This window comes from Pantoea sp. JZ2, assembly GCF_035191405.1.
In the GTDB taxonomy this organism is placed as follows: Bacteria; Pseudomonadota; Gammaproteobacteria; order Enterobacterales; family Enterobacteriaceae; genus Pantoea; species Pantoea stewartii.
This window is the reverse complement of record NZ_CP045247.1, coordinates 2,954,465-2,975,828: the sequence shown is the minus strand read 5'-3', so window position 1 is coordinate 2,975,828 and position 21,364 is coordinate 2,954,465. Positions and strand designations below refer to the sequence as shown.

21 protein-coding genes and 1 pseudogene are annotated in these 21,364 nt (G+C 56.2%); 14 read left to right on the top strand and 8 right to left on the bottom strand.

Annotated elements, in window-relative coordinates; translation table 11 throughout:
- The first annotated feature begins 124 nt into the window (after positions 1-124).
- The gene (emtA, locus tag GC087_RS14210; RefSeq protein ID WP_006119712.1) at positions 125-757 is read left to right on the top strand and encodes a membrane-bound lytic murein transglycosylase EmtA; all 633 of its coding nucleotides are present in this window, start codon (positions 125-127) and stop codon (positions 755-757) included.
- A gap of 45 nt (positions 758-802) precedes the next feature.
- Here emtA and GC087_RS14205 read toward each other — a convergent pair whose 3' ends face one another.
- Positions 803-1,750, bottom strand: a complete 948-nt coding sequence (locus GC087_RS14205; RefSeq protein ID WP_324028564.1) for a sugar-binding transcriptional regulator — start codon at positions 1,748-1,750, stop codon at positions 803-805.
- Positions 1,751-2,060: 310 nt separating this feature from the next.
- Here GC087_RS14205 and GC087_RS14200 point away from each other — a divergent pair, with 310 nt between their 5' ends.
- The 3 genes from GC087_RS14200 to GC087_RS14190 are packed head-to-tail and all read left to right on the top strand — an operon-like array spanning position 2,061 to position 5,318.
- Positions 2,061-2,891: a transketolase gene (locus GC087_RS14200; protein ID WP_006119710.1), complete on the top strand. Its 831-nt coding sequence runs from the start codon at positions 2,061-2,063 to the stop codon at positions 2,889-2,891.
- Positions 2,884-3,828, top strand: coding sequence for a transketolase family protein (locus tag GC087_RS14195; protein WP_006119709.1), 945 nt, complete (start codon positions 2,884-2,886; stop codon positions 3,826-3,828). Before GC087_RS14200 ends, GC087_RS14195 begins: the two co-directional genes overlap by 8 nt.
- A gap of 2 nt (positions 3,829-3,830) precedes the next feature.
- Positions 3,831-5,318, top strand: a complete 1,488-nt coding sequence (locus GC087_RS14190) for an FGGY family carbohydrate kinase (RefSeq protein ID WP_283787185.1) — start codon at positions 3,831-3,833, stop codon at positions 5,316-5,318.
- Between the two features lie 49 nt (positions 5,319-5,367).
- Here the strand turns inward: GC087_RS14190 and GC087_RS14185 are convergent, their stop codons facing one another.
- Positions 5,368-6,501 carry a mechanosensitive ion channel family protein gene (locus GC087_RS14185; RefSeq protein WP_033737515.1) on the bottom strand — a complete coding sequence of 378 codons (1,134 nt, stop codon included), beginning with the start codon at positions 6,499-6,501 and terminating at the stop codon, positions 5,368-5,370.
- Positions 6,502-6,598: 97 nt separating this feature from the next.
- Entirely contained in the window at positions 6,599-7,333 is a 735-nt protein-coding gene (locus GC087_RS14180) for a flagellar brake protein (RefSeq protein ID WP_006119706.1), read from the bottom strand.
- A gap of 210 nt (positions 7,334-7,543) precedes the next feature.
- Between GC087_RS14180 and GC087_RS14175 the strand changes: the two genes are divergently transcribed.
- Entirely contained in the window at positions 7,544-7,792 is a 249-nt protein-coding gene (locus GC087_RS14175; RefSeq protein ID WP_033737514.1) for a GlsB/YeaQ/YmgE family stress response membrane protein, read from the top strand.
- 76 nt (positions 7,793-7,868) lie between these two features.
- On the opposite strand, the gene treA is transcribed toward GC087_RS14175, so the two are convergent.
- Entirely contained in the window at positions 7,869-9,554 is a 1,686-nt protein-coding gene (gene treA / locus GC087_RS14170; RefSeq protein ID WP_324028563.1) for an alpha,alpha-trehalase TreA, read from the bottom strand.
- A 216-nt stretch (positions 9,555-9,770) separates the two neighbouring features.
- Here treA and ghrA point away from each other — a divergent pair, with 216 nt between their 5' ends.
- From ghrA to GC087_RS14145, 5 genes and pseudogenes are all read left to right on the top strand, one after another.
- On the top strand, positions 9,771-10,712 hold the full coding sequence (ghrA, locus tag GC087_RS14165) for a glyoxylate/hydroxypyruvate reductase GhrA (RefSeq protein WP_324028562.1): 942 nt from the start codon (positions 9,771-9,773) through the stop codon (positions 10,710-10,712).
- 37 nt (positions 10,713-10,749) lie between these two features.
- Positions 10,750-11,487, top strand: coding sequence for a phosphatase (locus tag GC087_RS14160; RefSeq protein ID WP_006119703.1), 738 nt, complete (start codon positions 10,750-10,752; stop codon positions 11,485-11,487).
- Positions 11,488-11,900: 413 nt separating this feature from the next.
- Positions 11,901-12,104 (top strand): hypothetical protein, encoded by a 204-nt coding sequence (locus tag GC087_RS14155; protein ID WP_152998346.1) that lies wholly within the window; start codon positions 11,901-11,903, stop codon positions 12,102-12,104.
- A 149-nt stretch (positions 12,105-12,253) separates the two neighbouring features.
- A pseudogene (locus GC087_RS14150) lies at positions 12,254-12,448 on the top strand (histidinol-phosphatase); the annotation flags it as partial.
- Positions 12,449-12,475: 27 nt separating this feature from the next.
- The gene (locus tag GC087_RS14145; RefSeq protein ID WP_324028561.1) at positions 12,476-13,045 is read left to right on the top strand and encodes a TorD/DmsD family molecular chaperone; all 570 of its coding nucleotides are present in this window, start codon (positions 12,476-12,478) and stop codon (positions 13,043-13,045) included.
- A gap of 1 nt (position 13,046) precedes the next feature.
- Here the strand turns inward: GC087_RS14145 and GC087_RS14140 are convergent, their stop codons facing one another.
- Both GC087_RS14140 and GC087_RS14135 read right to left on the bottom strand, forming a co-directional pair.
- On the bottom strand, positions 13,047-14,408 hold the full coding sequence (locus GC087_RS14140) for a CoA transferase (RefSeq protein WP_324028560.1): 1,362 nt from the start codon (positions 14,406-14,408) through the stop codon (positions 13,047-13,049).
- Positions 14,409-14,455: 47 nt separating this feature from the next.
- On the bottom strand, positions 14,456-15,340 hold the full coding sequence (locus GC087_RS14135; RefSeq protein WP_324028559.1) for a DMT family transporter: 885 nt from the start codon (positions 15,338-15,340) through the stop codon (positions 14,456-14,458).
- Between the two features lie 176 nt (positions 15,341-15,516).
- On the opposite strand from GC087_RS14135, the gene GC087_RS14130 reads away from it, so the two are divergent.
- Positions 15,517-16,239 carry a glutamine amidotransferase gene (locus tag GC087_RS14130; RefSeq protein ID WP_058701362.1) on the top strand — a complete coding sequence of 241 codons (723 nt, stop codon included), beginning with the start codon at positions 15,517-15,519 and terminating at the stop codon, positions 16,237-16,239.
- Here the strand turns inward: GC087_RS14130 and GC087_RS14125 are convergent.
- Positions 16,227-16,790, bottom strand: coding sequence for a class I SAM-dependent methyltransferase (locus GC087_RS14125; protein WP_039340985.1), 564 nt, complete (start codon positions 16,788-16,790; stop codon positions 16,227-16,229). The two genes, GC087_RS14130 and GC087_RS14125, sit on opposite strands and share 13 nt — an antisense overlap.
- 234 nt (positions 16,791-17,024) lie before the next feature.
- Here GC087_RS14125 and GC087_RS14120 point away from each other — a divergent pair, with 234 nt between their 5' ends.
- From GC087_RS14120 to GC087_RS14110, 3 genes are all read left to right on the top strand, one after another.
- The gene (locus tag GC087_RS14120; RefSeq protein WP_324028558.1) at positions 17,025-18,545 is read left to right on the top strand and encodes an acetaldehyde dehydrogenase ExaC; all 1,521 of its coding nucleotides are present in this window, start codon (positions 17,025-17,027) and stop codon (positions 18,543-18,545) included.
- A gap of 174 nt (positions 18,546-18,719) precedes the next feature.
- Positions 18,720-18,908, top strand: coding sequence for a hypothetical protein (locus tag GC087_RS14115; RefSeq protein WP_039340978.1), 189 nt, complete (start codon positions 18,720-18,722; stop codon positions 18,906-18,908).
- A 465-nt stretch (positions 18,909-19,373) separates the two neighbouring features.
- Positions 19,374-20,582: a cupin domain-containing protein gene (locus GC087_RS14110; protein WP_324028557.1), complete on the top strand. Its 1,209-nt coding sequence runs from the start codon at positions 19,374-19,376 to the stop codon at positions 20,580-20,582.
- 42 nt (positions 20,583-20,624) lie between these two features.
- On the opposite strand, the gene GC087_RS14105 is transcribed toward GC087_RS14110, so the two are convergent.
- Entirely contained in the window at positions 20,625-21,317 is a 693-nt protein-coding gene (locus tag GC087_RS14105; protein ID WP_324028556.1) for a DUF4440 domain-containing protein, read from the bottom strand.
- Positions 21,318-21,364 lie beyond the last annotated feature (47 nt).

Here is a 21,364-nt window from a genome sequence, read left to right as displayed (position 1 = left end):
GTCACGATAATGACGAAAAAGTGCCAATAAGTCATCCGACTACTGTAATTAGGATAAACGGTAATTTTGCAATTTACCCTGCCAGGTATGATAGCTTCCGCCACTTCTGCGACGAGATAAAAAATTGCTTAAAATTCGCTACTTTGTCATTTCAGCATTATTGCTGACAGGCTGTGCCAGTGAACCGCCGCATACGTATGTTAAAGAGAAGAATACACCGCTGACGCAGGCACCGCCGTCGCGTATTTCGGGCACATGGTCACTCTTTACCGAAAGCGCGGCCAGCCAGTACGGGGTGGATGAGAAACTGATTAGCGCGATTATTAATGTGGAATCCGGAGGAAATCCGGGCGTGGTCAGCCGTTCGAATGCTGTCGGGTTGATGCAAATCAAAGCGGCAACGGCCGGACGTGAAGTGTACCGTACCCAGGGGCGCCGGGGTCAACCGACCACCGCTGAGTTACGCGATCCCGCCAGGAATATTGAGATCGGCACCGCCTATATCAAAATCCTCCAGCAGTCTGCGCTGTCCGGCATCCGCGATCCACTCACGCTGCGTTATGCCACGATTGTTTCTTACGCTAACGGTGCCGGGGCATTGCTTCGCACGTTCTCGCGCGATCGTGACCGCGCGATTGCCATGATTAACGCCATGACGCCGGACGAATTCTACCAGCACGTGCAGAACAAGCATCCGGCTGCTCAGGCACCGCGTTACTTATGGAAAGTCACCACGGCCTACCGGGCTATCAGCTGAGTCGCGTTTTTTCTCCTCACCTGACAGAAGGTGAGGAGAAAACACTTACCCCACCAGCAGCCGGGCCGTCGGATAATCGACGATCAGCACATTGACATAACCGCCGCGCAGGGCTCCGCGAATCGCCTGGGCCTTCTCTTTGCCACCCGCCAGCGCCACCACCTGCTGACACTGTCTGACCTGTTCCAGTTCCATACCAATCACCGGATCTTCGTCGGCCTGCAGCACGGGCTGGCCCTGTTCGTCAAAATAATGCAGACAGATATCGCCGACCGCGCCGCGCGCTGCCAGCGTGCGCAACATGGTTGCATCGTAATAGTTACCGGAGTTGCGCAACAGGGCGGACGGCTCCAGGTCGCCGATGCCGACAATCGCCAGGTCTACTTCGCCGAACTTATTCAGCACCTCGGCCACCTCCGGATTGGCCGCCAGCCGCTGACGGTCGCTCACCGAATGTTCAATCGACTGCGAAGGCAGCAGCCAGGCCGGACAGTTCAGCAGCGCGGCCAGGTTTTGCGTCAGGATAGTCGCCTGCACGTTGCCGTTCGCCCCCACGCCGCCCAGGAGCTGAATCACCCCTTTGCATGAGGCATTCAGCGGATGCAACGCATCGACCATACAGCGAATGGTGCCGCTCCAGGAAGAGATGCCGATCAGCTCATCGGGGCGCAGTCGCGTCTCCAGATAGTGAGCCGCCGCCGATCCAATCGCCTGTTTAATTTCGCTGACAGAAGCCTGTTCTGCCACATCCACTACGATGGCCTGAGGTAACTGATAGGTTTGCTCGATCGCTTTTTCCAGTTCAGGAAAAACGTTGGCGGGGGGAACCACGCTAATTTTCACCACGCCTTCTTTCACACTGCGGGTCAGGATGCGTGAAACAAACGACTGGGACAGCTTAAGTAACTGCGCAATATCGGATTGCTTCCTGCCTTCGACATAGTAGAGCGTGGCAATTTTCACCATGAGCCGCTGTTCGTCCTGCTTCGCCATCTGTTTTTCCTCTCGTGTTCTGCCCGCCATTGTTAACCACTGACGTGAAAAGCACAATCCAGGGCAATTTGTGATCGTTTTCGCTTTTTATCACTTCGTGCATAGACGCCGTCGTTCGTCGGGCGCATAGTACTTGTGAATATAAAATCATTATTGAATATATATTCATAACTGTTAAGGCTGTTGTGTTTCTGCGCGTAATAGCAGGCGATGAAAGGGTAGGTTATTGCTGTCATCACGGCGAAAGAAGGGAGAGTTGTACTCTCTCTGAATATATATTCAAGTTCGACTTAAAATTCAAAGGTGAAATATGAATCCATTTACGCTTTCTGTGGATGCGCTCGAAAAAAAGGCCCGGGCCGTACGCCGCCGCATCATCCAGCTTAACGCGGGCAGTCCGGCAGGCGGGCATACCGGTGCCGATCTGTCACAGGTTGAGATTCTGACCGCGCTCTATTTTCGCATTCTGAATTGTGCACCGGATCGAACGGAAGACGATCAACGTGATATCTATATCCAGTCAAAAGGTCATGCTGTGGGAGGATACTATTGCGTGCTGGCGGAAGCCGGCTATTTCCCGCTGGACTGGCTGCCTACTTATCAACATGCCGATTCTGCGTTGCCGGGCCATCCGGTACGGCAGAAAACTCCGGGCGTTGAACTCAACACCGGTGCGCTGGGTCACGGATTGCCCGTGGCGGTGGGCATTGCGCTGGCGGCGAAAAAGAGCCACAGCCCGCGCCGTGTGTTTGTGGTGACCGGCGACGGTGAGCTGGCAGAAGGCAGCAACTGGGAAGCCGCGCTGGTAGCCGCGCACTATGGCCTGGATAACCTCATCATCATAAACGACAAGAACAAGCTGCAACTGGCGGGTGCAACGCGTGACATTCTCAATACCGATCCACTGGCAGAAAAATGGCGCGCCTTTGGTCTGGAGGTCAGGGAATGCAACGGCAATGACATGGCCGCAGTGGTGAATACGCTGGAAAACCTGCCTGTGAACGGTAAGCCACAGGTCATTATCGCGCACACCGAAAAGGGCTTTGGCATCTCGTTTATTCAGGGACAAGCCGAATGGCACCATCGGGTGCCGAAAGGGGACGAGATTGCGCGGGCACTGGAGGAATTAAACGATGAGTAATGCACAACACCTGGCCAACGTCATGGTCGACGCGTTAACAGATGCCGTACATCGCGGCATCGATGTGGTGCCGGTCGTGGCGGATTCGACCTCCACCGCGAAGATTGCGCCCTTTATTGACGCCTTTCCCGGTCGTCTGGTTAACGTCGGTATTGCAGAACAGGCGCTGGTCAGCACAGCCGCTGGCCTGGCGCTGGGCGGCAAAATCGCTGTGACCTGTAACGCCGCGCCCTTTCTGATTTCGCGCGCCAATGAGCAGATCAAAATCGATGTCTGCTACAACAATACTAACGTAAAGCTGTTTGGACTGAATGCCGGAGCCAGCTATGGTCCGCTTGCCAGCACCCATCACAGCATCGATGACATCGCCGTCATGCGTGGATTCGGCAATATCGAAATTTATGCGCCCGCCTGTCCAGTCGAGTGCCGCCAAATTATCGATTATGCGCTTGACCACAGGGGGCCGGTTTATATCCGGCTGGACGGCAAAGCGCTGCCGTCGTTGCACGACGAAAATTACCGCTTCCGGCCCGGTCAGATTGACCGGCTGCGAGAAGGCCACGATATTGCGCTTGTTGCCATGGGCTCGACGGTACATGAAGCCGTGACCGCCGCAGAGCAACTGGAAAAGCAGGGCGTTTCTGCCGCCGTGATTTCGGTTCCGTCCATTCGCCCCTGTAATACGCAGCAGCTGCACAATCTGCTCAGCCACTTCCGCGCCGTGATTACGGTGGAAGAGCATAACATTAATGGCGGCGTAGGCAGCCTGGTGGCGGAGGTGCTGGCGGAATACGGCTTGCCGGTTAAGCTTCTGCGGCTGGGGATTGCCAACGGCGAATATGCTATAGCCGGCGATCGGGCCGCCACGCGCGCGCACCATGGCATTGATGCCAGCAGCATCGCCGCGCAGGCGTTACGCCTCTGTGCAGGAGGCTGACGATGCGGGAGTCGGTGATTCTGGCCATTGATGAAGGCACCACCAATGCCAAAGCGGTCGCTGTCGATCGAAAGGGACGCATGGTGGCGCGCGGCAGTCAGGGTTTAACGTTACAACATCCGCAACCCGGCCTGGCAGAACAGGATCCCCAGGCGATATGGTCAGCCGTCAGGCAGGCCATCACCGACTGCCTGGCGCAGTGCGACGGAGCAAGCGTGGCAGGGGTGGCTATCAGTAACCAGCGCGAATCCGTACTGATCTGGCAGCGCCGTGATGGCGTGCCGTTAACGCCGCTGGTGAGCTGGCAGGATCGTCGGTCAGAATCGTTTTGCCGGGATTTACAGCAGTCGGGCAGCGCCGCGCGCATCAGCGCTCTGACAGGCCTGGCGGTCGATCCGATGTTCCCGGCCGCCAAACTGACCGGTATGCTGGCAGCCATACCGGACGGTTTCGCCCGTGCAGCGGCGGGGGAACTGTGCATCGGCACCGTGGACAGCTGGCTGACCTGGCAACTGACGGCGGGCACGACATTTGTGACCGATCATGCCAATGCCGCGCGCACGCAGCTTTACAGCCTGCACCGCAATGACTGGGACGATGAACTGCTGTCATTGTTCAGCCTGCCGCGTGCGGCGCTGCCACAGATTACCGCGTCGGCGAGCGTGGCAGGCATGATACGCGTGAGCGATATACCGGGACTCGCACCCGGCACACCGATTCTGGCGCGCATCGGCGATTCTCATGCCGCGCTTTATGCTCAGCGACGCGGCACGGCGGAAGTGGTCAAAGCCACTTACGGCACTGGATCATCGCTGATGATGTCGATGGCCACGCCGCTGCTGACCGATAACGGGCTCAGCACCACCGTTGCCTGGCACGACGGCCAGGCGCGCTTTGCCTTTGAAGGTAATATCACGCACACCGGGTCCGGGGCCGCCTGGCTGGGGACGATGCTGGGCATTCACGATCCCCGGCAACTTACGGCACTGGCTGAAGGCTGTGATGATAATCAGGGCTGCTATTTTGTTCCGGCGCTGTCGGGGCTGGGGGCGCCGTGGTGGGATCTCAAGGCCAGAGGCCTGATCTGCGGCCTGACCGATGCGGCCACGCCCGCCGTACTGGCGCGGGTGGCGCTGGAATCCATCTGCTGGCAGATTGCTGACGTGTTTTTTGCCATGGAAGAGGCCTGCGGCACAGCGCTTCCGGCCTTGTGCGTTGACGGCAGCGCCACGCAAAACCCCTGGCTAATGCAGTTTCAGGCCGACGTATTGCAACGTCCGCTGCACTGCGCGCCGACCGCCGAAGCCTCTGCGCTGGGGGCGGCACTGCTGGCAGGAAAAGGGCTGGGATGGTGGCAGCAGGGCGACGATATGCTGGCCTTGCAGGGCGGGCCGATCATCATGCCGCGCACCCATCTGGCGCAGCACATGCAGGATAACTATCAGGGCTGGAAAAACGCGGTGACCCGCTGTCGCTATCAGCCACAATGAACGGAAAATGAGGGCCAGACTGTAACAGCCAGCCCTCAGTACAGCGAGGTTAACGACTGACGCGTTGCGGGACAGTCTCTTCATCGTCCGGCACCGGTTTAAGATCGACCGGCGGTAAACTTCCGCCGCTGAATTCGACCTGACGGATCGGAAAGGCAAAGCGAATATTGCGTTCTTCCAGCGCCGCCATCAGTTGCAGGTTAATCTCCTGCTGAATATCCATGTAGACGTTGTAGTCGGCGCTCAGCACAAAGTAGACCACTTCAAAGGTCAGCTTCGAGTCATCGAAGGCCAGAAAATGGGCGCGGTCAAAGCGCGTCATTTCAATACCCTGAATGATGGTTTTCACCAGTTCGCTGATTTCGCGCACCTGCTCAGACGGCGTGGCGTAGCTGATACCGAATGTAAACACCAGACGACGTTGCTGCATCCGCTTGTAGTTATGAATCGTCTGCTGCAACAAAATGGTATTGGAACAGACGATCTGCTCACCGCTCAGGCTACGCAGCCGCGTGGTTTTCAGGCCTATATGCTCAATAGTGCCGGCAATATCGCCAAACACGATAAAATCGCCGTGCTCAAAAGGCTTATCAAAGCCAATCGCCAGGGAAGCAAACACATCACTCAGGACGGTCTGAATCGCCAGGGCGATGGCAATACCGCCCACGCCCAGGCTGGCTACCAGCGCCGTGATGTCGATGCCCATATTCGACAGAATCGCCAGCAGCATCATGACCCACACCACGACCCGCAACAGAATCCCCAGAATGACGGTGGTCACCGGATTGCGCACGTGAAGCGGATCGCGCAGCAGGCTTTTTAACCACAGGCGAATGCCGCAGTCGATCCACAACGCCAGTTGCACAATCAGCGCCAGAAACCAGCTGTGAGAAACCGTCGAGCGCCACGAGTCGGGCAAATCGATGAAACGCAGGGCAATCAGCAGCGAAAAAATCAGCAGCAGCAGGTGGCTGGTGCTGCGCAGTATTTCCACCAGGATGCCGGTAAATCGGACGTGGCGGTCTTCGCTGAAGTGCGCAATGCGGTTGGACACGAAACTGATCAGGCTGCGCAGCAACCAGTAAATAACGAGGGTGGCAACGATGACGATGGCGCTGTTGATCCACAGCGTTTGATTAAAAAGAATGGACTGAAAATGACGCAAACTGAGCCAGTTTTCCATTGGGGAGTGTCTCCTTGCTGGTTCCGGTTAAACGAGAAAGCAAGGAAAGCATAGCCTGGATGCGCCGCAGATGTGCGGCGCGGGAAAAGAGCGGAGGTTACTGGAAGCGTTGCGCTTTGTCGCGCGCCAGCCGCTCCAGGCTAAAAATCACCTGCTGCAACTGCCGTTCCTGATGGGGTTCGAGTGCCGTAAAACGGAAGCTCAGCCGCGGCGTAACTTTGGTTTCATTTTTACTGGTAATCATGCTGCGTTCACCAATATGCATTAACGTCGCATTGACGTTGAACTGGCCGTATTCACCCAGTTCCACCTGCAGATTTTTAAAATCGTCGCCGCTTTTCAGGCCGTCCGGCATCGCGTCGTCCACCAGCACGCCGATACCGCCTAACGATAAATCCTGTAATCGCAGTCGGGCAGCCGAGCCGTCAGGCCATGTGCAGTGACACCAGAACTGCGGGTCCATCGGTGCGCTGATGCGGAAGAATTCACGCCGCTGAATTTGCCACAGCACCTCCGGTAACGTTGCCTGAAATGCAGGCAGGCCGTCGAATTCCGTTTTCTCCAGCCCGGGTAATGCAAATTCAACCTTCGCGCCCTGGGTTTCGGCAAACACGGTAATATCGTTGCACTGCAGTGCGTAGTCGTTATCCAGATTATTACTGCCCAGATCAAAAACAATGCGGTTTTCATCCGCCGCCAGCATACGGCTGATAAACTGCCCACGTGAGAAATTCACCAGCAAAGGTGTTTGCGCCTGAAGCAGGTCTTTCATGACGCCCAGAACCGCCAGCGTGCCACGTTTGAGATAATGTTCTTTATCGGCTTCTTTCACTTGCTGGCCCCCGATGAGCAACGCTTTATCATTTATATTTATCCTGTTACTACCCGTTCGTTATCGGCTGACAATAATAAAGCTTTAACACAATAACCACTATCATAACCTTCACGCGCAGCATTTTTAAAATTTCGACTATACTAAGCGCGTGAACCGCTTGATTAATCAGGCGATCGCCATTGACTAACCAAAAGGAAGGAGTAACAGATGGGTATTATTTCATGGATCATCTTTGGTTTAATCGCTGGTATCCTGGCGAAGTGGATCATGCCAGGCAAAGATGGTGGTGGATTCATCATTACTATTATTCTGGGTATCGTGGGTGCCGTTGTCGGTGGGTGGATCAGTACCTTCTTCGGCTTTGGCCGTGTGGACGGGTTCAACTTCGGTAGCTTTGTCGTCGCGGTCATCGGCGCGCTGGTTGTGCTGTTTATCTACCGCAAAGTACGCAGTTAACGTACGCAGATAACCAAAAAAGGCCCGCCTCGCAGCGGGCCTTTTTTATGTTAACGCGATCTCTCGCCTGTTCGCTTTATTTCGCGCTGCTTTGCGCCTCGGGAATATCGTGGGCGCTGTTACAGGTTTTATCTTTCGGACAATATTTATCCAGCAATTTTAACGTGACCCCGTTCGTCCAGCCAAAACCGTCCTGAAGCGGATATTCACCACCGCCGCCGCCGCCAAGATTGTTGCCTTCGACCACGTATTTTTCGACCAGCTTATGCTCTTTATCGTACGTCAGCTGAACGTTACGCAGGAAACGCAGGCCCACCTGCTGCGCCAGTTGCGGCTTTTTATAGTGCTCCAGCCCTTCAACGGCCACCCACTGCAGCGGTGCCCAGCCGTTGGGAGCGTCCCATTGCTGGCCGTTGTTCACTGTGGTGGTCACCAGACCGCCCGGTTTCAGCAGCTGTTTTTCCACCGCGCTGGCGGTGCTGTCAGCCTGTTTGTCACTGGCAATCTGCATATAGAGCGGAAACAGCGTAGCAGCCGTTAGCTGCGGATGAATCTTACGCGTTTTCCAGTCGTAGTCGGCGTACCAGCCCTGTTTGCTGTCCCACAGATAGCGGTTAATCGCCGCCTGACGTTTTTCAGCCCGATCGGCAAAGGCTTTAGCCTGCGCATCCTGTTTATTCAGGCGATACGCCGTCGAGAGCGTTTTTTCCAGATGGAACATCAGGCTGTTGAGATCGACCGGGGCCAGTTGCGTGGTGCGGATGGTCGAAAGGTTATGCGCATCGGTAAACCAGCGTGAGCTGAAATCCCAGCCCGATGCCGCACCGGCGCGCAGATCGCGATATATCTCTGCTTTGTTGCGCTGTGGCGCTTTGTTTGCCGTTGCAATGTCGTCCATCCATGATTCGGTACGCGGCACGTCGCGTGCGTCCCAGTAGCGGTTCAGCACTGTCCCGTCGGCCAGTTTGACCACCCGCTTGCTGGCATTACCTGCGGCGACGCTGTCGCTGTCCGCCATCCAGTAATCGTACTCTTTTTGTAACTGCGGCAAATAACGCACATAGACGTTATCGCCTTCATGCGTCGCCAGCAGATCTACCATCAGGCTAAAGAATGGCGGCTGTGAGCGACTCAGATAGTAAGTGCGGTTGCCGTTGGGAATGTGGCCATAGCGATCCAGCAGCGAGGCGAAGTTGTCCACCATATCCTGCACTTTATCCCAGTGGCCGCTTTCCGCCAGGCCGAGCATGGTAAAGTAGCTGTCCCAGTAGTAAACCTCACGGAAACGCCCGCCTGGCACCACATAGGGTTTGGGCAACGGCAGCAACGAGTCATATTTTCCTGTGTTACTTGTCGTCCGCGTTAACACCGGCCACAGGCCGTTAATATGGTCACGAAGGTTCTGGCCCGCAGGCGGCACATATTTGTCACTGTCGGTGGGCAGGGTGAAATTCGCGGCGACGAAGCGCTTTAAATCAAAACCGCGCTGATTCTTCTGCATCTGCCAGTCGGCCAGAATGGAGGACGGATCATATTTAGGCACGGCATCTGCAAACGTCTTTTGGTCAGGGTAAAATTTTGCCTGTTGTACGGCATTGAACAACGGTCCTAAACGGACATCGGGCGGCTGGGGTTGACTGGTCAGTAATCGGGAATCCTCGGCTGCCCAGGTGCTGAAAACGGTCGCACTTAACAACACGCCAAGCAAAACGGGCGCATGACGTTGAGACCGTTTAGTCGTTGTTACCTCAGTGTTTCTCATCGGTGTTTCTCCTTGTCCGAAATGTGATCATGTGTCACGCATTGACCACTCTCCAACTTTAGACCTTAACCGCAATTTTCACCCTTTCGTCCGGCGGAAATGTGAAGCCGCGTAACTTATTGATGATCATAGCCTGCGAAATTTTGTGCTTTTTTTTCAGGCTCCGCTTGCCCTGAGACCACTTTTCCCCGAGGCTGAGAAAAAAAGAGGATCACTATGGACATCATCTGGTTTCATCCATCGCAACCTGCTGACGACTGGATCAGCGGATTACAGCAGCGCTTACCTCATGCACGTGTCCGTCACTGGACGACCGACGATACGTCCCCGGCAGATTATGCGCTGGTCCGTTCGCCGCCACCGGCCATGCTGCGGGGCCGCAATGACCTGAAAGGGGTATTTGCGCTGGGGGCGGGCGTAGACGAAATTTTGCGTCAGCTGCAGCAAAACCCGGACATGCTGGCAGACAGTGTTCCCCTTTATCGTCTGGAAGACACAGGCATGGCGCAACAGATGCAGGAGTACGCGGTCTGTCGGGTGCTGGGCTGGTTTCGGCGCTTTGATGATTACCAACAGCAGCAGCAGTCGGCCCAGTGGCAACCGCTGCCGTCGTATTCGCGTGACCAGTTTCATATCGGGATTTTAGGCGCGGGCGTGCTGGGGCAACAGGTGGCGAAAAGCCTGGCGGCCTGGGGATTCCCGGTGCGCGTCTGGAGCCGTTCAGCCAAGCAGATTGCCGGTGTGACCAGCTTCGCCGGGCGCGACGCGCTGGACGATTTCCTGCGTGACACTCAGGTACTGATCAATCTGCTGCCCAGCACCGCAGAAACGCGCAATCTGATTGATCAGAAACTGTTAGCCCAGTTGCCGCAGGGCGCGTTTTTCCTTAACCTCGCTCGTGGGGATCAGGTTGTGGAAGCCGATTTGCTCACCGCCCTGGATAGCGGGCAAATAAAGGGCGCCGCACTGGATGTTTTCCAGGTCGAGCCACTGCCTGCCGATCATCCGTTGTGGTTCCATCCGCGCGTCACAATTACTCCGCATAATGCGGCGGTCACCCTGAAAGAGGAAGCGATGGACTACATTGCCCGCGCGATTACTCAACTTGAAGCAGGTGAAAACCCACAGGGCTACGTCGATCGCCAACGTGGCTATTAACGATTCGGGCCGTAACCGGCCCCTACAGGAGCAGACAATGTATCCCGTCGATCTTCACATGCACACAGTTGCCAGCACCCACGCCTACAGTACGCTACATGATTACGTCGCGCAGGCTAAACTGAACGGACTGAAACTGTTTGCCATCACCGATCACGGCCCGGATATGGCCGATGCACCGCACTACTGGCACTTTGTGAATATGCGCATCTGGCCCCGCATCATTGACGGTGTGGCGATCCTGCGCGGCATCGAGGCCAACATCAAAAACCAGCAGGGCGAAATTGACTGTTCCGGCCCGATGCTGGAATCGCTGGATCTGATTGTGGCGGGCTTCCACGAACCCGTCTATGCACCGCGCGACCTTACTCAGAATACCGAGGCGATGATTGCCGCCATGGCGGGAGGGTTAGTGCACATCATCAGCCATCCCGGCAACCCGAAATATCCCGTTGATATCCCGGCGATTACCGAAGCGGCCGCACACTACGATGTGGCGCTGGAGCTGAACAATTCCTCCTTTACCCATTCGCGTCCGGGCAGCGAACCGAACTGCCGGGCGATTGCCGAAGCCGTCGGCAAGGCGGGTGGACGCCTGGCCTTCGGCTCTGATTCCCATACGGCATTTACCCTGGGCAATTTTGAGCACTGCCTGCGTATCGCCAGAGAAGTGGATTTTCCGGAGGATCGCGTGTTAAATGTCACGCCGCGTCGCCTGCTCGATTTTCTGGCACTGCGCACGGGCAAGACGATCCCCGAGCTGGCGGACTTTTAGTTCGTCCTCATCAAGGAATGTTGGTTTAGGAATACACCAACATTCCGGTAAATCTTACCTGCTTACTTTGGCTTTTATGGGTTAGGCAATAAACCTGATGAGCAGGTTAAAGAACATCTCCGCAATCAGTTAGCTTGTGCAAGTTTTCAGGCGGGAGGGGAATAGCAAATTTGTTGCGTCTCTGACACTAGCAATCACGAAGAATGCTCAGATGTGTTACGTATACAACGCATCGTTGTATGATGGCATCAGTTTCGCTGTCAGTATGGCCCTTATCAAAGAAGTCGCCTCAACCCTCCGTATAATGTAAAAACACTTCAGCACAACATATTAATTGATATGAATTCATAACCTGCTAAAGCCCTGTATGGGTTCAATGAGTGAATACTGGCAAACACGCTATAGGATAAATAATGAAATGTGTGAATTGGGCAGGAAAACTCTCTGTACATCTTATTGAAGGTACGATAACCGTGATCATGAGTTTTTTGGCCCTCACTTCACTGTACCTTTTTGAAAGTCTGACGTTAAAACTGTGCGGCTTTGCAGGCTCAGTTCTGGCAGGCTTTATTGCTGCTTATTACCTTGGAAAAGCGAGAGGAGAGCATAAGGAGTGAAAAAAGAGAGGGCTTTTGCTGTTGAAGGCTGCTTTCAGACTTATCGTTGTATCAAGTTACCATTAACATTGCGCTGTAAGAAACGGCAGTGGCCAGCACTACGTTGTTAAACGCAATGCGATATCAATAAAGTATCCATTATGGCAGCGTGCCGGGCGATTGCCGAAGCCGTCGGCTCTGATTCCCATACGGCATTTATACTGGGCAATTTTGAGCACTGCCTGCGTATCGCCAGAGAAGTGGATTTTCCGGAGGATCGCGTGTTAAATGTCACGCCGCGTCGCCTGCTCGATTTTCTGGCACTGCGCACGGGCAAGACGATCCCCGAGCTGGCGGACTTTTAATTTTTCTCCTTCAAGGAATTCTGACTCATGAATGAGTTTTCCATTCTGTGCCGCATTATCGGCTCGCTGTTTAACCGCCATCCGCAGGATCCCCTGCTGGCACCGCTGTTTACGCTGATTCGCGAAGGCAAACTGGCGGCGCAGTGGCCGCTGGAGCAGGATGCGCTGTTGAAACGGTTGCAGCAGAGCAGCGATCCGCAGGCACTGACTGCCGACTATGAGGCGCTGTTTGTTGGCGAATCATGTAACGTTTCGCCCTTTGCCTCACACTGGCCGGAAGGAAAGCCGGAGTCCGAGATCCGCGCCTTTTTAACCTCGCGCGGTATGCCGCTGGGTGAAGCACCGACGGACCATTTTGGCGCGCTGTTGCTGGCGGCGTCATGGCTGGAAGATCAGTCTGCGGCAGACGAAAGCGCCGCTCAACTGGCGCTGTTTGATACGTTTCTGATGCCGTGGTGCGGCGCATTCCAGGGCAAAGTCGAGGCGCATGCCACTACCGCCTTTTACCGCACCCTGGCCGAGTTGAGCCGTGAAGCGATTCAGGCCATGTACGATGAGCTGGTGGAAAGCGCCAGCGAGCAGGGCGACGAAGCCTGATTTACCACGTCGCCGGATGGCTGCCGGGTGGGCAGCCGGGCGTGGCACACTTCAGGGCGGTGCCGGGCAGCCATGCGGCGGAGTGCAGACGCACGCCGATTCCCCACGGTGTAAGTTCCAGGCTGGGCTGATTGTCGCTGTGCTGCGGGATGATCCCCGAATGGGCCATGTCGCTGGCGTAACGGTGCTGCTCCAGCAGCCAGGCGGTGCGCGCCAGCGACAGGCGCGTCTGGCTTCCGCTGCCTTCATGAAGGCGCTGAAGCAGACCGGCCAGCACGGCCGCCGCTATCAGGTAACCCGTGGCATGATCCAGCGCCTGAACCGGCAGAGGCACCGGTGCAGTATGTTGCCTCCAGCGCATGCCCTGTTCGGCAATACCGCAACCCATCTGCACCAGACTGTCGAAACCGCGCCGGTTGCGCCAGGGGCCCTGCCAGCCCCAGGCATTCAGGCCCACGTCCACCAGGCCGGGACACAGGCTTTGCAGCGATTCCGCATCAAATCCCAGCTTTTCCAGCGCATCGGCACGGTAACCGTGCACAAGCACATCAGCCTGTTTCAGCAACCAGATAAACTGCGCACGGTCAGCGGGCTGTTTCAGGTCCAGCACGGCGCGGCGCTTGCCGCAGGCAAGCTCCTCATCCGCGCCCGGCTCCTGCCTGCCGGGTGGATCGATACGCAACACATTTGCCCCCAGGCTGGCGAGAAAGCGCGTGGCCACCGGGCCCGCGATGATGCGCGTCAGATCCAGTACCCTGATGCCCAGTAACGGACGCGCGTCGGGCAACGCCCAGTCGACCGCAGGGCCTTCGGTCATGGTCTGCCGGGCAAACAACGGTTCATGTATGACGGCCAGTCCCTGCGGATGCTGTCGCCAGGCTTCAGCACTGCGCATTTCGGCAGCGCAACCGCCAGCGTCAATCACGGCCTGCTCCAGCTCGGAGGCCTGCCACTGCGCCACTTCCCGCGCCAGCGCATCCCGATCCGGATGCTGACCCAGCACGCTCTCCATCGCCAGGCGATGGTGGGGCGCATTGGTATGCAGACGGATCCAGCCGTTGCGGCAGGCGTAATCGCCCGCGAAGGCATCCCACAGTGCGGGTGCAGGGCGGTTAAGCGGCATAAAACTGTGCTGGAACCAGCGTGAGGCAAGGCGGACATTGATCTGTGCACGGACAGGACGATTGAGTAATTCAGCGATGCCCTGCGTCGCTAATCCCAGACTGGTGGCCGCCAGTTCACTGACGGCATAGGCGGAGGAAAAGGCCGCGTGATCGGTGAAAACGGGCAGCGCGTGTGGCGCAGGGTTGCCATGCAATCCCTGCCACATCTGCTGCCAGAGTGCGTTGGCCAGATGATTCATGCTACAGGCTCCTGAAGCGGACGATTCCTGAAGCATAGCATGTGCCTTTAACGACGTCGTAAGCGCGGAAACCGGGCGTGCATGCGCAGATTACGCAGGTTGATTACCGCAATGGTAGTGCCGAGGATCACCAGCGAGGCACCAATAATTTTGAAACTGTTCAGGCTGTCGCCCAGCACCACAATGCCCATGATCACTGCCAGCACCGGTGTCAGCAGGGAGTAGGGCATAATCAGGTTAACGTTGTATTTCTTCAGCAGTGAATACCACAAGGTATAGGCGACTACCGAAGAGGCAATCGCACTGTAGAGAATGGCAAACCAGCCGCGCCAGCCCGCATGTTGCAGGGCATAAAGCTGATGTGATTCGGACATATAGCTGGCCGCGCCGACAATGGGCAACGCCAGAAACGCGATCCAGCCCGTCATGGTCAGCGGCTTAATCGGGGGCGATTTTTTCACAATCAGATTGCTCACCGCCCAGCCCGTGGCGCTGCACAGCAGGATACAGAGCACCCACCAGGCGGGGATCGTCGGGCTGCCGGACAGCACCACTACACCGCTCAGTGAAATGATAATGCCGATAAGCTGGATAAGCCGCAGCTTCTCTTTCAGGAATACCATCGCCAGCAGCATCGCAATCGGCGTGCCCAGTTGCACCACAATCGCTCCTGTTCCGGCATCGGTATAACGCATGCCGAGAAACAGCAGCGAGAAGTGCATAAAGCCAAACGTAAAGGCCAGCAGTAACAGCCAGGGAAACTGTTGACGGTTAATCCGGCAAAACGGTACCAGGACAATCGCCACGACGAAAAACCGCATCCAGGTCAGGAACAGGGGCGGTAAATCCACTAAGCCCCATTTCACCGCCACGTTATTAAAGGCCCAGATGGACACGACCATCAGAACCGTAAAGAAATGCCGCACTGCCACAATGTCATCCTTTGAAAAAACACGTTACCCGATAATCATGGCATGAACCCGCGCGGTTAAGACAATGATTAACGTTTTTTTTATTTAGTTAACTCTAAAAATTCATAAGACTTTTACAACAGTTGCTGTCAGACTGATTTTCCGAAACGTTAACGCCTGTGAGGATCCGATTCGGTATGACTTATGCACCTGCCTTGCCGCTTGCCCTGATTCAGTTAGATGTTCCTCCTGCCAGTGTGGTCGAAAAAATCGGTGAACAGCCGGTCTGGTTTATTGATGCTCTGAATTTACAGCCTGAAGATTACCTTATCGTCCGTCCGCATCTGGGTGAGCCGTTGCCACAGTTTACTGAAATCTCCGGCGCGGTATTAAGCGGTTCGTGGGCAATGGTGACTGACCATGAGGAGTGGAGCGAACGCACCGCTGCCTGGGTTCGCGCGGGGATGGACGCGCAGTTGCCACTACTGGGCGTGTGCTACGGCCATCAGCTCATGGCGTATGCGCTGGGAGGTAAAGTCGCGGACAACCCTCATGGCTGGGAACGGGGATTACTGGCGCTGAACACGACGACCGCGGCGAAGCACGATCCCCTGCTTGCGACCCTGCCGGATCACTTCGAGGCCTGGCTTTCTCATCGTCAGTCGGTGGTGATACCGCCGCCGCAGTCGACGATTCTGGCACAGTCAGAAAAAGATCCCTGCCAGGTATTGCGCTATTCGCCGAATGCGCTGTCCATGCAGTTCCATCCCGAATTTGATCGCCAGATTATGGATGCCTGTCTGCCCGACGATGTAGACAGCGATGGCGCCGAACTGCAGGGGGCGGACTGGGCACGCAGCATTTTAACCCATTTCTGGCTGCAAACGCGCCCGGCGGTCGACAGCGCTCAGGGCGCATAGTGCCGGGTGCAGCGGTAAACCCAGGCGGGCGGCACGTTTTTTAAAACCCGCTGACGTTCCCAGGTAAAGTAACGGGACAAATCGGGCTGGGTCAGGGATGTGTACTGAAACTGTACAAAGACGCCGTTTGGGCCCAGCGCGTGGAAAACCGCCTGCAAAATCGCCTCGCGCAGTTCCGGCGACAGCGACAGAAGCGGAAGGCCAGAAAAAATAGCGTCATAGCTGCCGTTCAGGTACTCCGCCGAACAGGTGCGTACCGTCATGCGTTCATCATCCAGCGCGTTAAGCTTTTGTGCCAGCGCGCTGCTGATTTCAAATACGTCCAGTGTGGCCTCAGGTGCCATCTTTGCCAGCAGGCGACGCGTCAGCACACCATCGCCTGCGCCTAACTCAGCGATCCGGAATTGATGACGCCAGTCGACCGCTTCCACCATGGTGCGACACAGCGCTTCGGAAGACGGCGTGATGCTGCCCATCTTGCGCGGATTGCGGATGAACTGGTGGACGAAATCTGCTTTTGCGCGCATTAACGTGAAAGCCGAAGCCAACATGCTGACCTACCTCCAGAGTGAACATATCCTCATATTGACCTCATTCGCGCCGAAAGTTTCCAGTTAACAGGCGAAGCGGTAAAAAGTCGGAATTATCTGTAGTGGCTCTGGCGGGTATTTCCTTCGCCGCGGTCACAGTTTAGGGACAACAAACCTGTCAGGCTGGCGCTGATCGAATATGTTAACAACAAGTTTCATAGTTGTTTCACATCACACAGCGTAAGGAGATCCAGCATGCGTTATGCCGCTCCAGGAGAACAGGGTTCTCTCATCACTTTGCAGAAGCACTACGGCAATTTCATCAACGGCGAGTTCGTCGCCCCGGTAAACGGTAACTATTTTACCAATACGTCCCCCGTTAACGGCTCAGCCGCGGGCGAGTTTCCCCGATCGGACAAGGCCGATGTCGATAAGGCCGTGGCGGCCGCCGCCGCAGCCGCTGACGTATGGGGCAAAACCTCACCTCAGCAACGTGCGCTGGTACTGTTAAAAATTGCTGACCGCCTGGAAGAAAATCTGGAATACATGGCGGTCAATGAAACATGGGATAACGGTAAGCCGGTGCGGGAAACGTTGGCTGCGGATATGCCGCTGGCGGTGGATCATTTCCGTTATTTCGCCGGTTGCGTCAGGGCGCAGGAGGGCAGCGCAGCTGAAATCGACGAGTTTACCGCCGCCTATCACTTCCACGAGCCACTGGGCGTGGTGGCGCAAATTATTCCGTGGAACTTCCCGCTGCTGATGGCGGCCTGGAAGCTGGCACCGGCACTGGGTGCGGGCAACTGCGTGGTGCTTAAACCGGCAGAACAAACGCCGCTGTCGATCACGCTGTTTGTTGAACTGATTCAAGATCTGCTGCCGCCCGGTGTGGTGAACGTGGTTCACGGCTACGGAAAAGAAGCCGGTGAGGCGCTGGCCTCGCATCCCGGTATTGCCAAGGTGGCCTTTACCGGATCGACGGCGACGGGCGGACACATTCTGGAGCTGGCGGCGAAAAGCCTGATCCCGTCCACCGTTGAGCTGGGCGGTAAATCACCTAACATCTTCTTCGAAGACATTATGCAGGCCGAAGAGAGCTTCATTGAAAAAGCGGCAGAGGGCGTAGTACTGGGCTTCCTGAATCAGGGCGAAGTCTGTACCTGCCCGTCGCGCGCGCTGGTGCAGGAATCCATCTATGAGCCCTTTATGGCGGCGGTGCTTAAACGTATCAAAACCATCAGACGCGGCGATCCGCTGGATACGGAGACCATGGTCGGTGCTCAGGCGTCACAGCAGCAGTTCGACAAAATACTCTCGTATCTGGAGATTGCCCGTCAGGAAGGGGCCGAAATCCTCACCGGCGGCGGCGTTGAAAAGCTCGACGATGCACTTGCCAGCGGCTACTACATCCAGCCGACGCTGCTGAAAGGCAACAACAGCATGCGCGTCTTCCAGGAGGAGATCTTTGGGCCGGTTGTCGGCATCACTACCTTTAAAGACGAGGCAGAAGCTATCGCCATCGCCAATGATTCCATCTATGGGCTGGGCGCGGGCGTCTGGACGCGGGATATCAACCGCGCCTATCGGGTGGGCCGTGCGATCAAAGCCGGTCGCGTCTGGACTAACTGTTACCATCTCTATCCTGCCCATGCCGCCTTTGGCGGGTACAAGAAATCGGGCATTGGTCGTGAAACCCACAAGATGATGCTTGATCACTATCAGCAGACTAAAAACCTGCTGGTGAGTTACAGCATTCAGCCACTTGGCTTCTTCTGACCTGGTGCGGCGTGCCCTGTGCACGCCGCATTTTCCTCTGATGGTTGTCATATAAGCGTAATCTGCTTGTGACAGGGTGATTAGCGGCTATTATCGATCCTTCGCAGTGATCATTTCGTGCCTGTGTTGACTGGATTACCTGCTTCACTATGGATAACTGAACAGAGACGATTTATGCAAAATGCTTACGACTATCTGAACCTGATGGATGAGGTGCTCGACGGACCGGAAGAGAGCATCATCATCGTTAACCTGCCTGAACGGCACAGCGCTTACCCGTCTTGTGCGCAACAACCTGATGCGCCTTTCTCCGCACGCGCACCCCAACAGGCCGCCAGACCGCGTCGGGACGGCGTGTTCTGACAGGACGTTCATGTCGGGTCACGCAGGTTATGTCAGCCAGACGCCGCACTGCTCCGACTTATTTGCGCCCTGTTCAGGCGGTCAGGACACCACCGTCATGCTGGCCGGATAACCTGATCGCCCGTTATGCAGTCAATTCACCTTATGCCTGCTCAGTCACCCGCCTGCGCCGGTGCACTCACTGGCCTGCACCTGTAACAAAGTGTGACCAAAAACGATACGAAGGCCGGACGCGAAAATTATCTTTTCGTGCCAGTTCTGGGGCAGTATCAATAAGAAAACTTAACCATTCCTAAACCAGCGGCAAAGAGTTCGCACGCGTTGATAACTTCTGCGCCATACCTGTCTTGTGGTTGTCATCAAAATTTACATATCACATAAATAAAATTTAACTTTCCCCGCTATACATTCCTTAGGACAGTGCATGTCGGCGACTTTATCAGCAAGGAACGAGGTAGTGTATTTATGAGTAAATTTACCCGAAGAAGTTTTATGGCTTTTGCGGCGGGCGGCACCGTCGCGCTGGCGGCCGGACAGGTGCACGCGCATGACAGCATCCAGTCTTTTTCCGGCGGGGGCCGCGATCCCGGCCCGCACGATCCGATCCGCGAAGCCGAAAACCCGGATATCGTGAATCCACCGGCGACGGACAGCGGCACGTTACCGAATCTGCGCTTTTCCTTCAGTGACGCGCACGTACGTAAAAGCAGCGGTGGATGGACCCGCCAGGTCACTCAACGTGAGCTCGGCGTCTCCACCACGATTGCGGGCGTGGATATGCGCCTCAATGCAGGGGGCATTCGTGAGCTGCACTGGCATAAAGAGGGCGAATGGGCCTACATGACCTATGGCAACGCCCGAGTCACGGCGTTTGATACCGACGGCACCTGGTTCGTGGACGATATTGGCGTGGGTGATTTGTGGTATTTCCCGCCGGGCATTCCGCACTCTATTCAGGGCCTGGGGCCGGACGGCTGTGAGTTCCTGCTGGCCTTTGACAACGGTGGATTCGATGAAGACAGCACCTTCCTGCTGTCCGACTGGTTTAAACATATTCCGCCCGAGATCCTGGCGAAAAACTTTAAGGTCCCTGTCTCAACCTTTGCGAAATTACCGTCGCCGCAGGACGAATATATCTTTGCCGCACCGGTGCCCGGCAGCCTGTCATCGGTGCAGGTACAAGGGGCAACCAAAGCCAAGCGCACCTTTACTCACCGTATGCTGGCGCAGGACCCGATCAAAGCGCCAGGCGGCACGGTCCGCATCACCGACTCTTCCACCTTTAAGGTCTCCAAAACCATTGCGGCGGCACTGGTCGAGATCGAACCCGGTGGCTTGCGTGAGCTGCACTGGCATCCAAACAACGATGAGTGGCAATACTATCTGGAAGGCGAAGGACGCATGGGCGTGTTTGGTTCATCCGGCCAGGCCAGAACCTTTGATTACCGGGCCGGAGATGTCGGCTATGTGCCGTTCGCCATGGGGCACTATGTGGAAAACACCGGCAAGGGGCCGCTGCGGTTCCTGGAGCTGTTCAAAAGCGATTATTACGCTGACATTTCACTGAATCAATGGCTGGCCGGTACGCCGCGCGACCTGGTGAAACAACATCTGCAACTGGACGATGCGTTTATGGATGCGCTGTCGTTGCAGAAAAACCCGGTAGTGAAATAGCCAGGCGGGCGCATCCGTCTTCAGGATGCGCCGGTATCCGCACTAAAAATCCGGTTCTGCTGCGGGGCTGGCCTGATGAAAAATCATCTGCCAGCCTTGCGTTGCGTGGTACACCCAATGGGACGACCGCCATGCGGCATGTCGGCCATCGGGTCTTGCGGTACGGTAAAGCAACAGGGCGTGATGTGTTCCTGTCTGTATCAGCTGAAAATCGCGGCTGACGATTGCCGGCGCATGCGCTTCAGCTTGTAAGGCCGCAATCGTCTGCGCGCGATTCACCCGCACGCCCGAGCGGGTAATTTCCTGAAATTCAGGGTGCAGTCGCTGCGCCAGCCAGGCTGCATCGTAACGTTTTTCCTGATGCAGACTGCATTCCAGCGCCGTCAACGCGGCAAGCAGTTTCTGATAGCGTCCTGTCTCCGTCTCACAGGGGGCGGAGTGATGTAGCACTGCCACCTGTGAATCGAGCTGAATCGCGGGATAGTGCTCCTGCATGCCTGCCAGCAGTTCCGCATCGGGCCATTCCTCATCTTTGCCCAGATGCTGCGCGACGGATGACAGCGGCATCATGACAACCCGTTCAACAGTCACTATGACGCTGTCAGCAGGATCTTCGTGGTTGATATAACGCAGCGGACCGGGCGTAATGGCCTGTTCCTGCCAGCGTATCGTATGGCGTTTGTTGCCCGCCCGCACCGCTGTCATCAGGCGAGGCACAATGTGCAGCATTTGCATCACTTCACTCCGTGAGCCCTGGATGGACGTTAACCCTGGCCTGGCTG

Excerpts from the sequence above, each read along its gene's own strand:
- ghrA (WP_324028562.1), top strand. The coding sequence starts at position 9,771 with ATGGACATCATCTGGTTTCATCCATCGCAACCTGCTGACGACTGGATC.
- GC087_RS14145 (WP_324028561.1), top strand. The coding sequence starts at position 12,476 with ATGAATGAGTTTTCCATTCTGTGCCGCATTATCGGCTCGCTGTTTAAC.
- GC087_RS14120 (WP_324028558.1), top strand. The coding sequence starts at position 17,025 with ATGCGTTATGCCGCTCCAGGAGAACAGGGTTCTCTCATCACTTTGCAG.
- GC087_RS14175 (WP_033737514.1), top strand. The coding sequence starts at position 7,544 with ATGGGTATTATTTCATGGATCATCTTTGGTTTAATCGCTGGTATCCTG.
- GC087_RS14195 (WP_006119709.1), top strand. The coding sequence starts at position 2,884 with ATGAGTAATGCACAACACCTGGCCAACGTCATGGTCGACGCGTTAACA.
- treA (WP_324028563.1), bottom strand. The coding sequence starts at position 9,554 with ATGAGAAACACTGAGGTAACAACGACTAAACGGTCTCAACGTCATGCG.
- GC087_RS14160 (WP_006119703.1), top strand. The coding sequence starts at position 10,750 with ATGTATCCCGTCGATCTTCACATGCACACAGTTGCCAGCACCCACGCC.
- GC087_RS14115 (WP_039340978.1), top strand. The coding sequence starts at position 18,720 with ATGCAAAATGCTTACGACTATCTGAACCTGATGGATGAGGTGCTCGAC.
- GC087_RS14110 (WP_324028557.1), top strand. The coding sequence starts at position 19,374 with ATGAGTAAATTTACCCGAAGAAGTTTTATGGCTTTTGCGGCGGGCGGC.
- GC087_RS14125 (WP_039340985.1), bottom strand. The coding sequence starts at position 16,790 with ATGTTGGCTTCGGCTTTCACGTTAATGCGCGCAAAAGCAGATTTCGTC.
- GC087_RS14190 (WP_283787185.1), top strand. The coding sequence starts at position 3,831 with ATGCGGGAGTCGGTGATTCTGGCCATTGATGAAGGCACCACCAATGCC.
- GC087_RS14140 (WP_324028560.1), bottom strand. The coding sequence starts at position 14,408 with ATGAATCATCTGGCCAACGCACTCTGGCAGCAGATGTGGCAGGGATTG.
- GC087_RS14105 (WP_324028556.1), bottom strand. The coding sequence starts at position 21,317 with ATGCAAATGCTGCACATTGTGCCTCGCCTGATGACAGCGGTGCGGGCG.
- GC087_RS14200 (WP_006119710.1), top strand. The coding sequence starts at position 2,061 with ATGAATCCATTTACGCTTTCTGTGGATGCGCTCGAAAAAAAGGCCCGG.
- GC087_RS14130 (WP_058701362.1), top strand. The coding sequence starts at position 15,517 with ATGACTTATGCACCTGCCTTGCCGCTTGCCCTGATTCAGTTAGATGTT.
- GC087_RS14155 (WP_152998346.1), top strand. The coding sequence starts at position 11,901 with ATGAAATGTGTGAATTGGGCAGGAAAACTCTCTGTACATCTTATTGAA.
- GC087_RS14185 (WP_033737515.1), bottom strand. The coding sequence starts at position 6,501 with ATGGAAAACTGGCTCAGTTTGCGTCATTTTCAGTCCATTCTTTTTAAT.
- GC087_RS14205 (WP_324028564.1), bottom strand. The coding sequence starts at position 1,750 with ATGGCGAAGCAGGACGAACAGCGGCTCATGGTGAAAATTGCCACGCTC.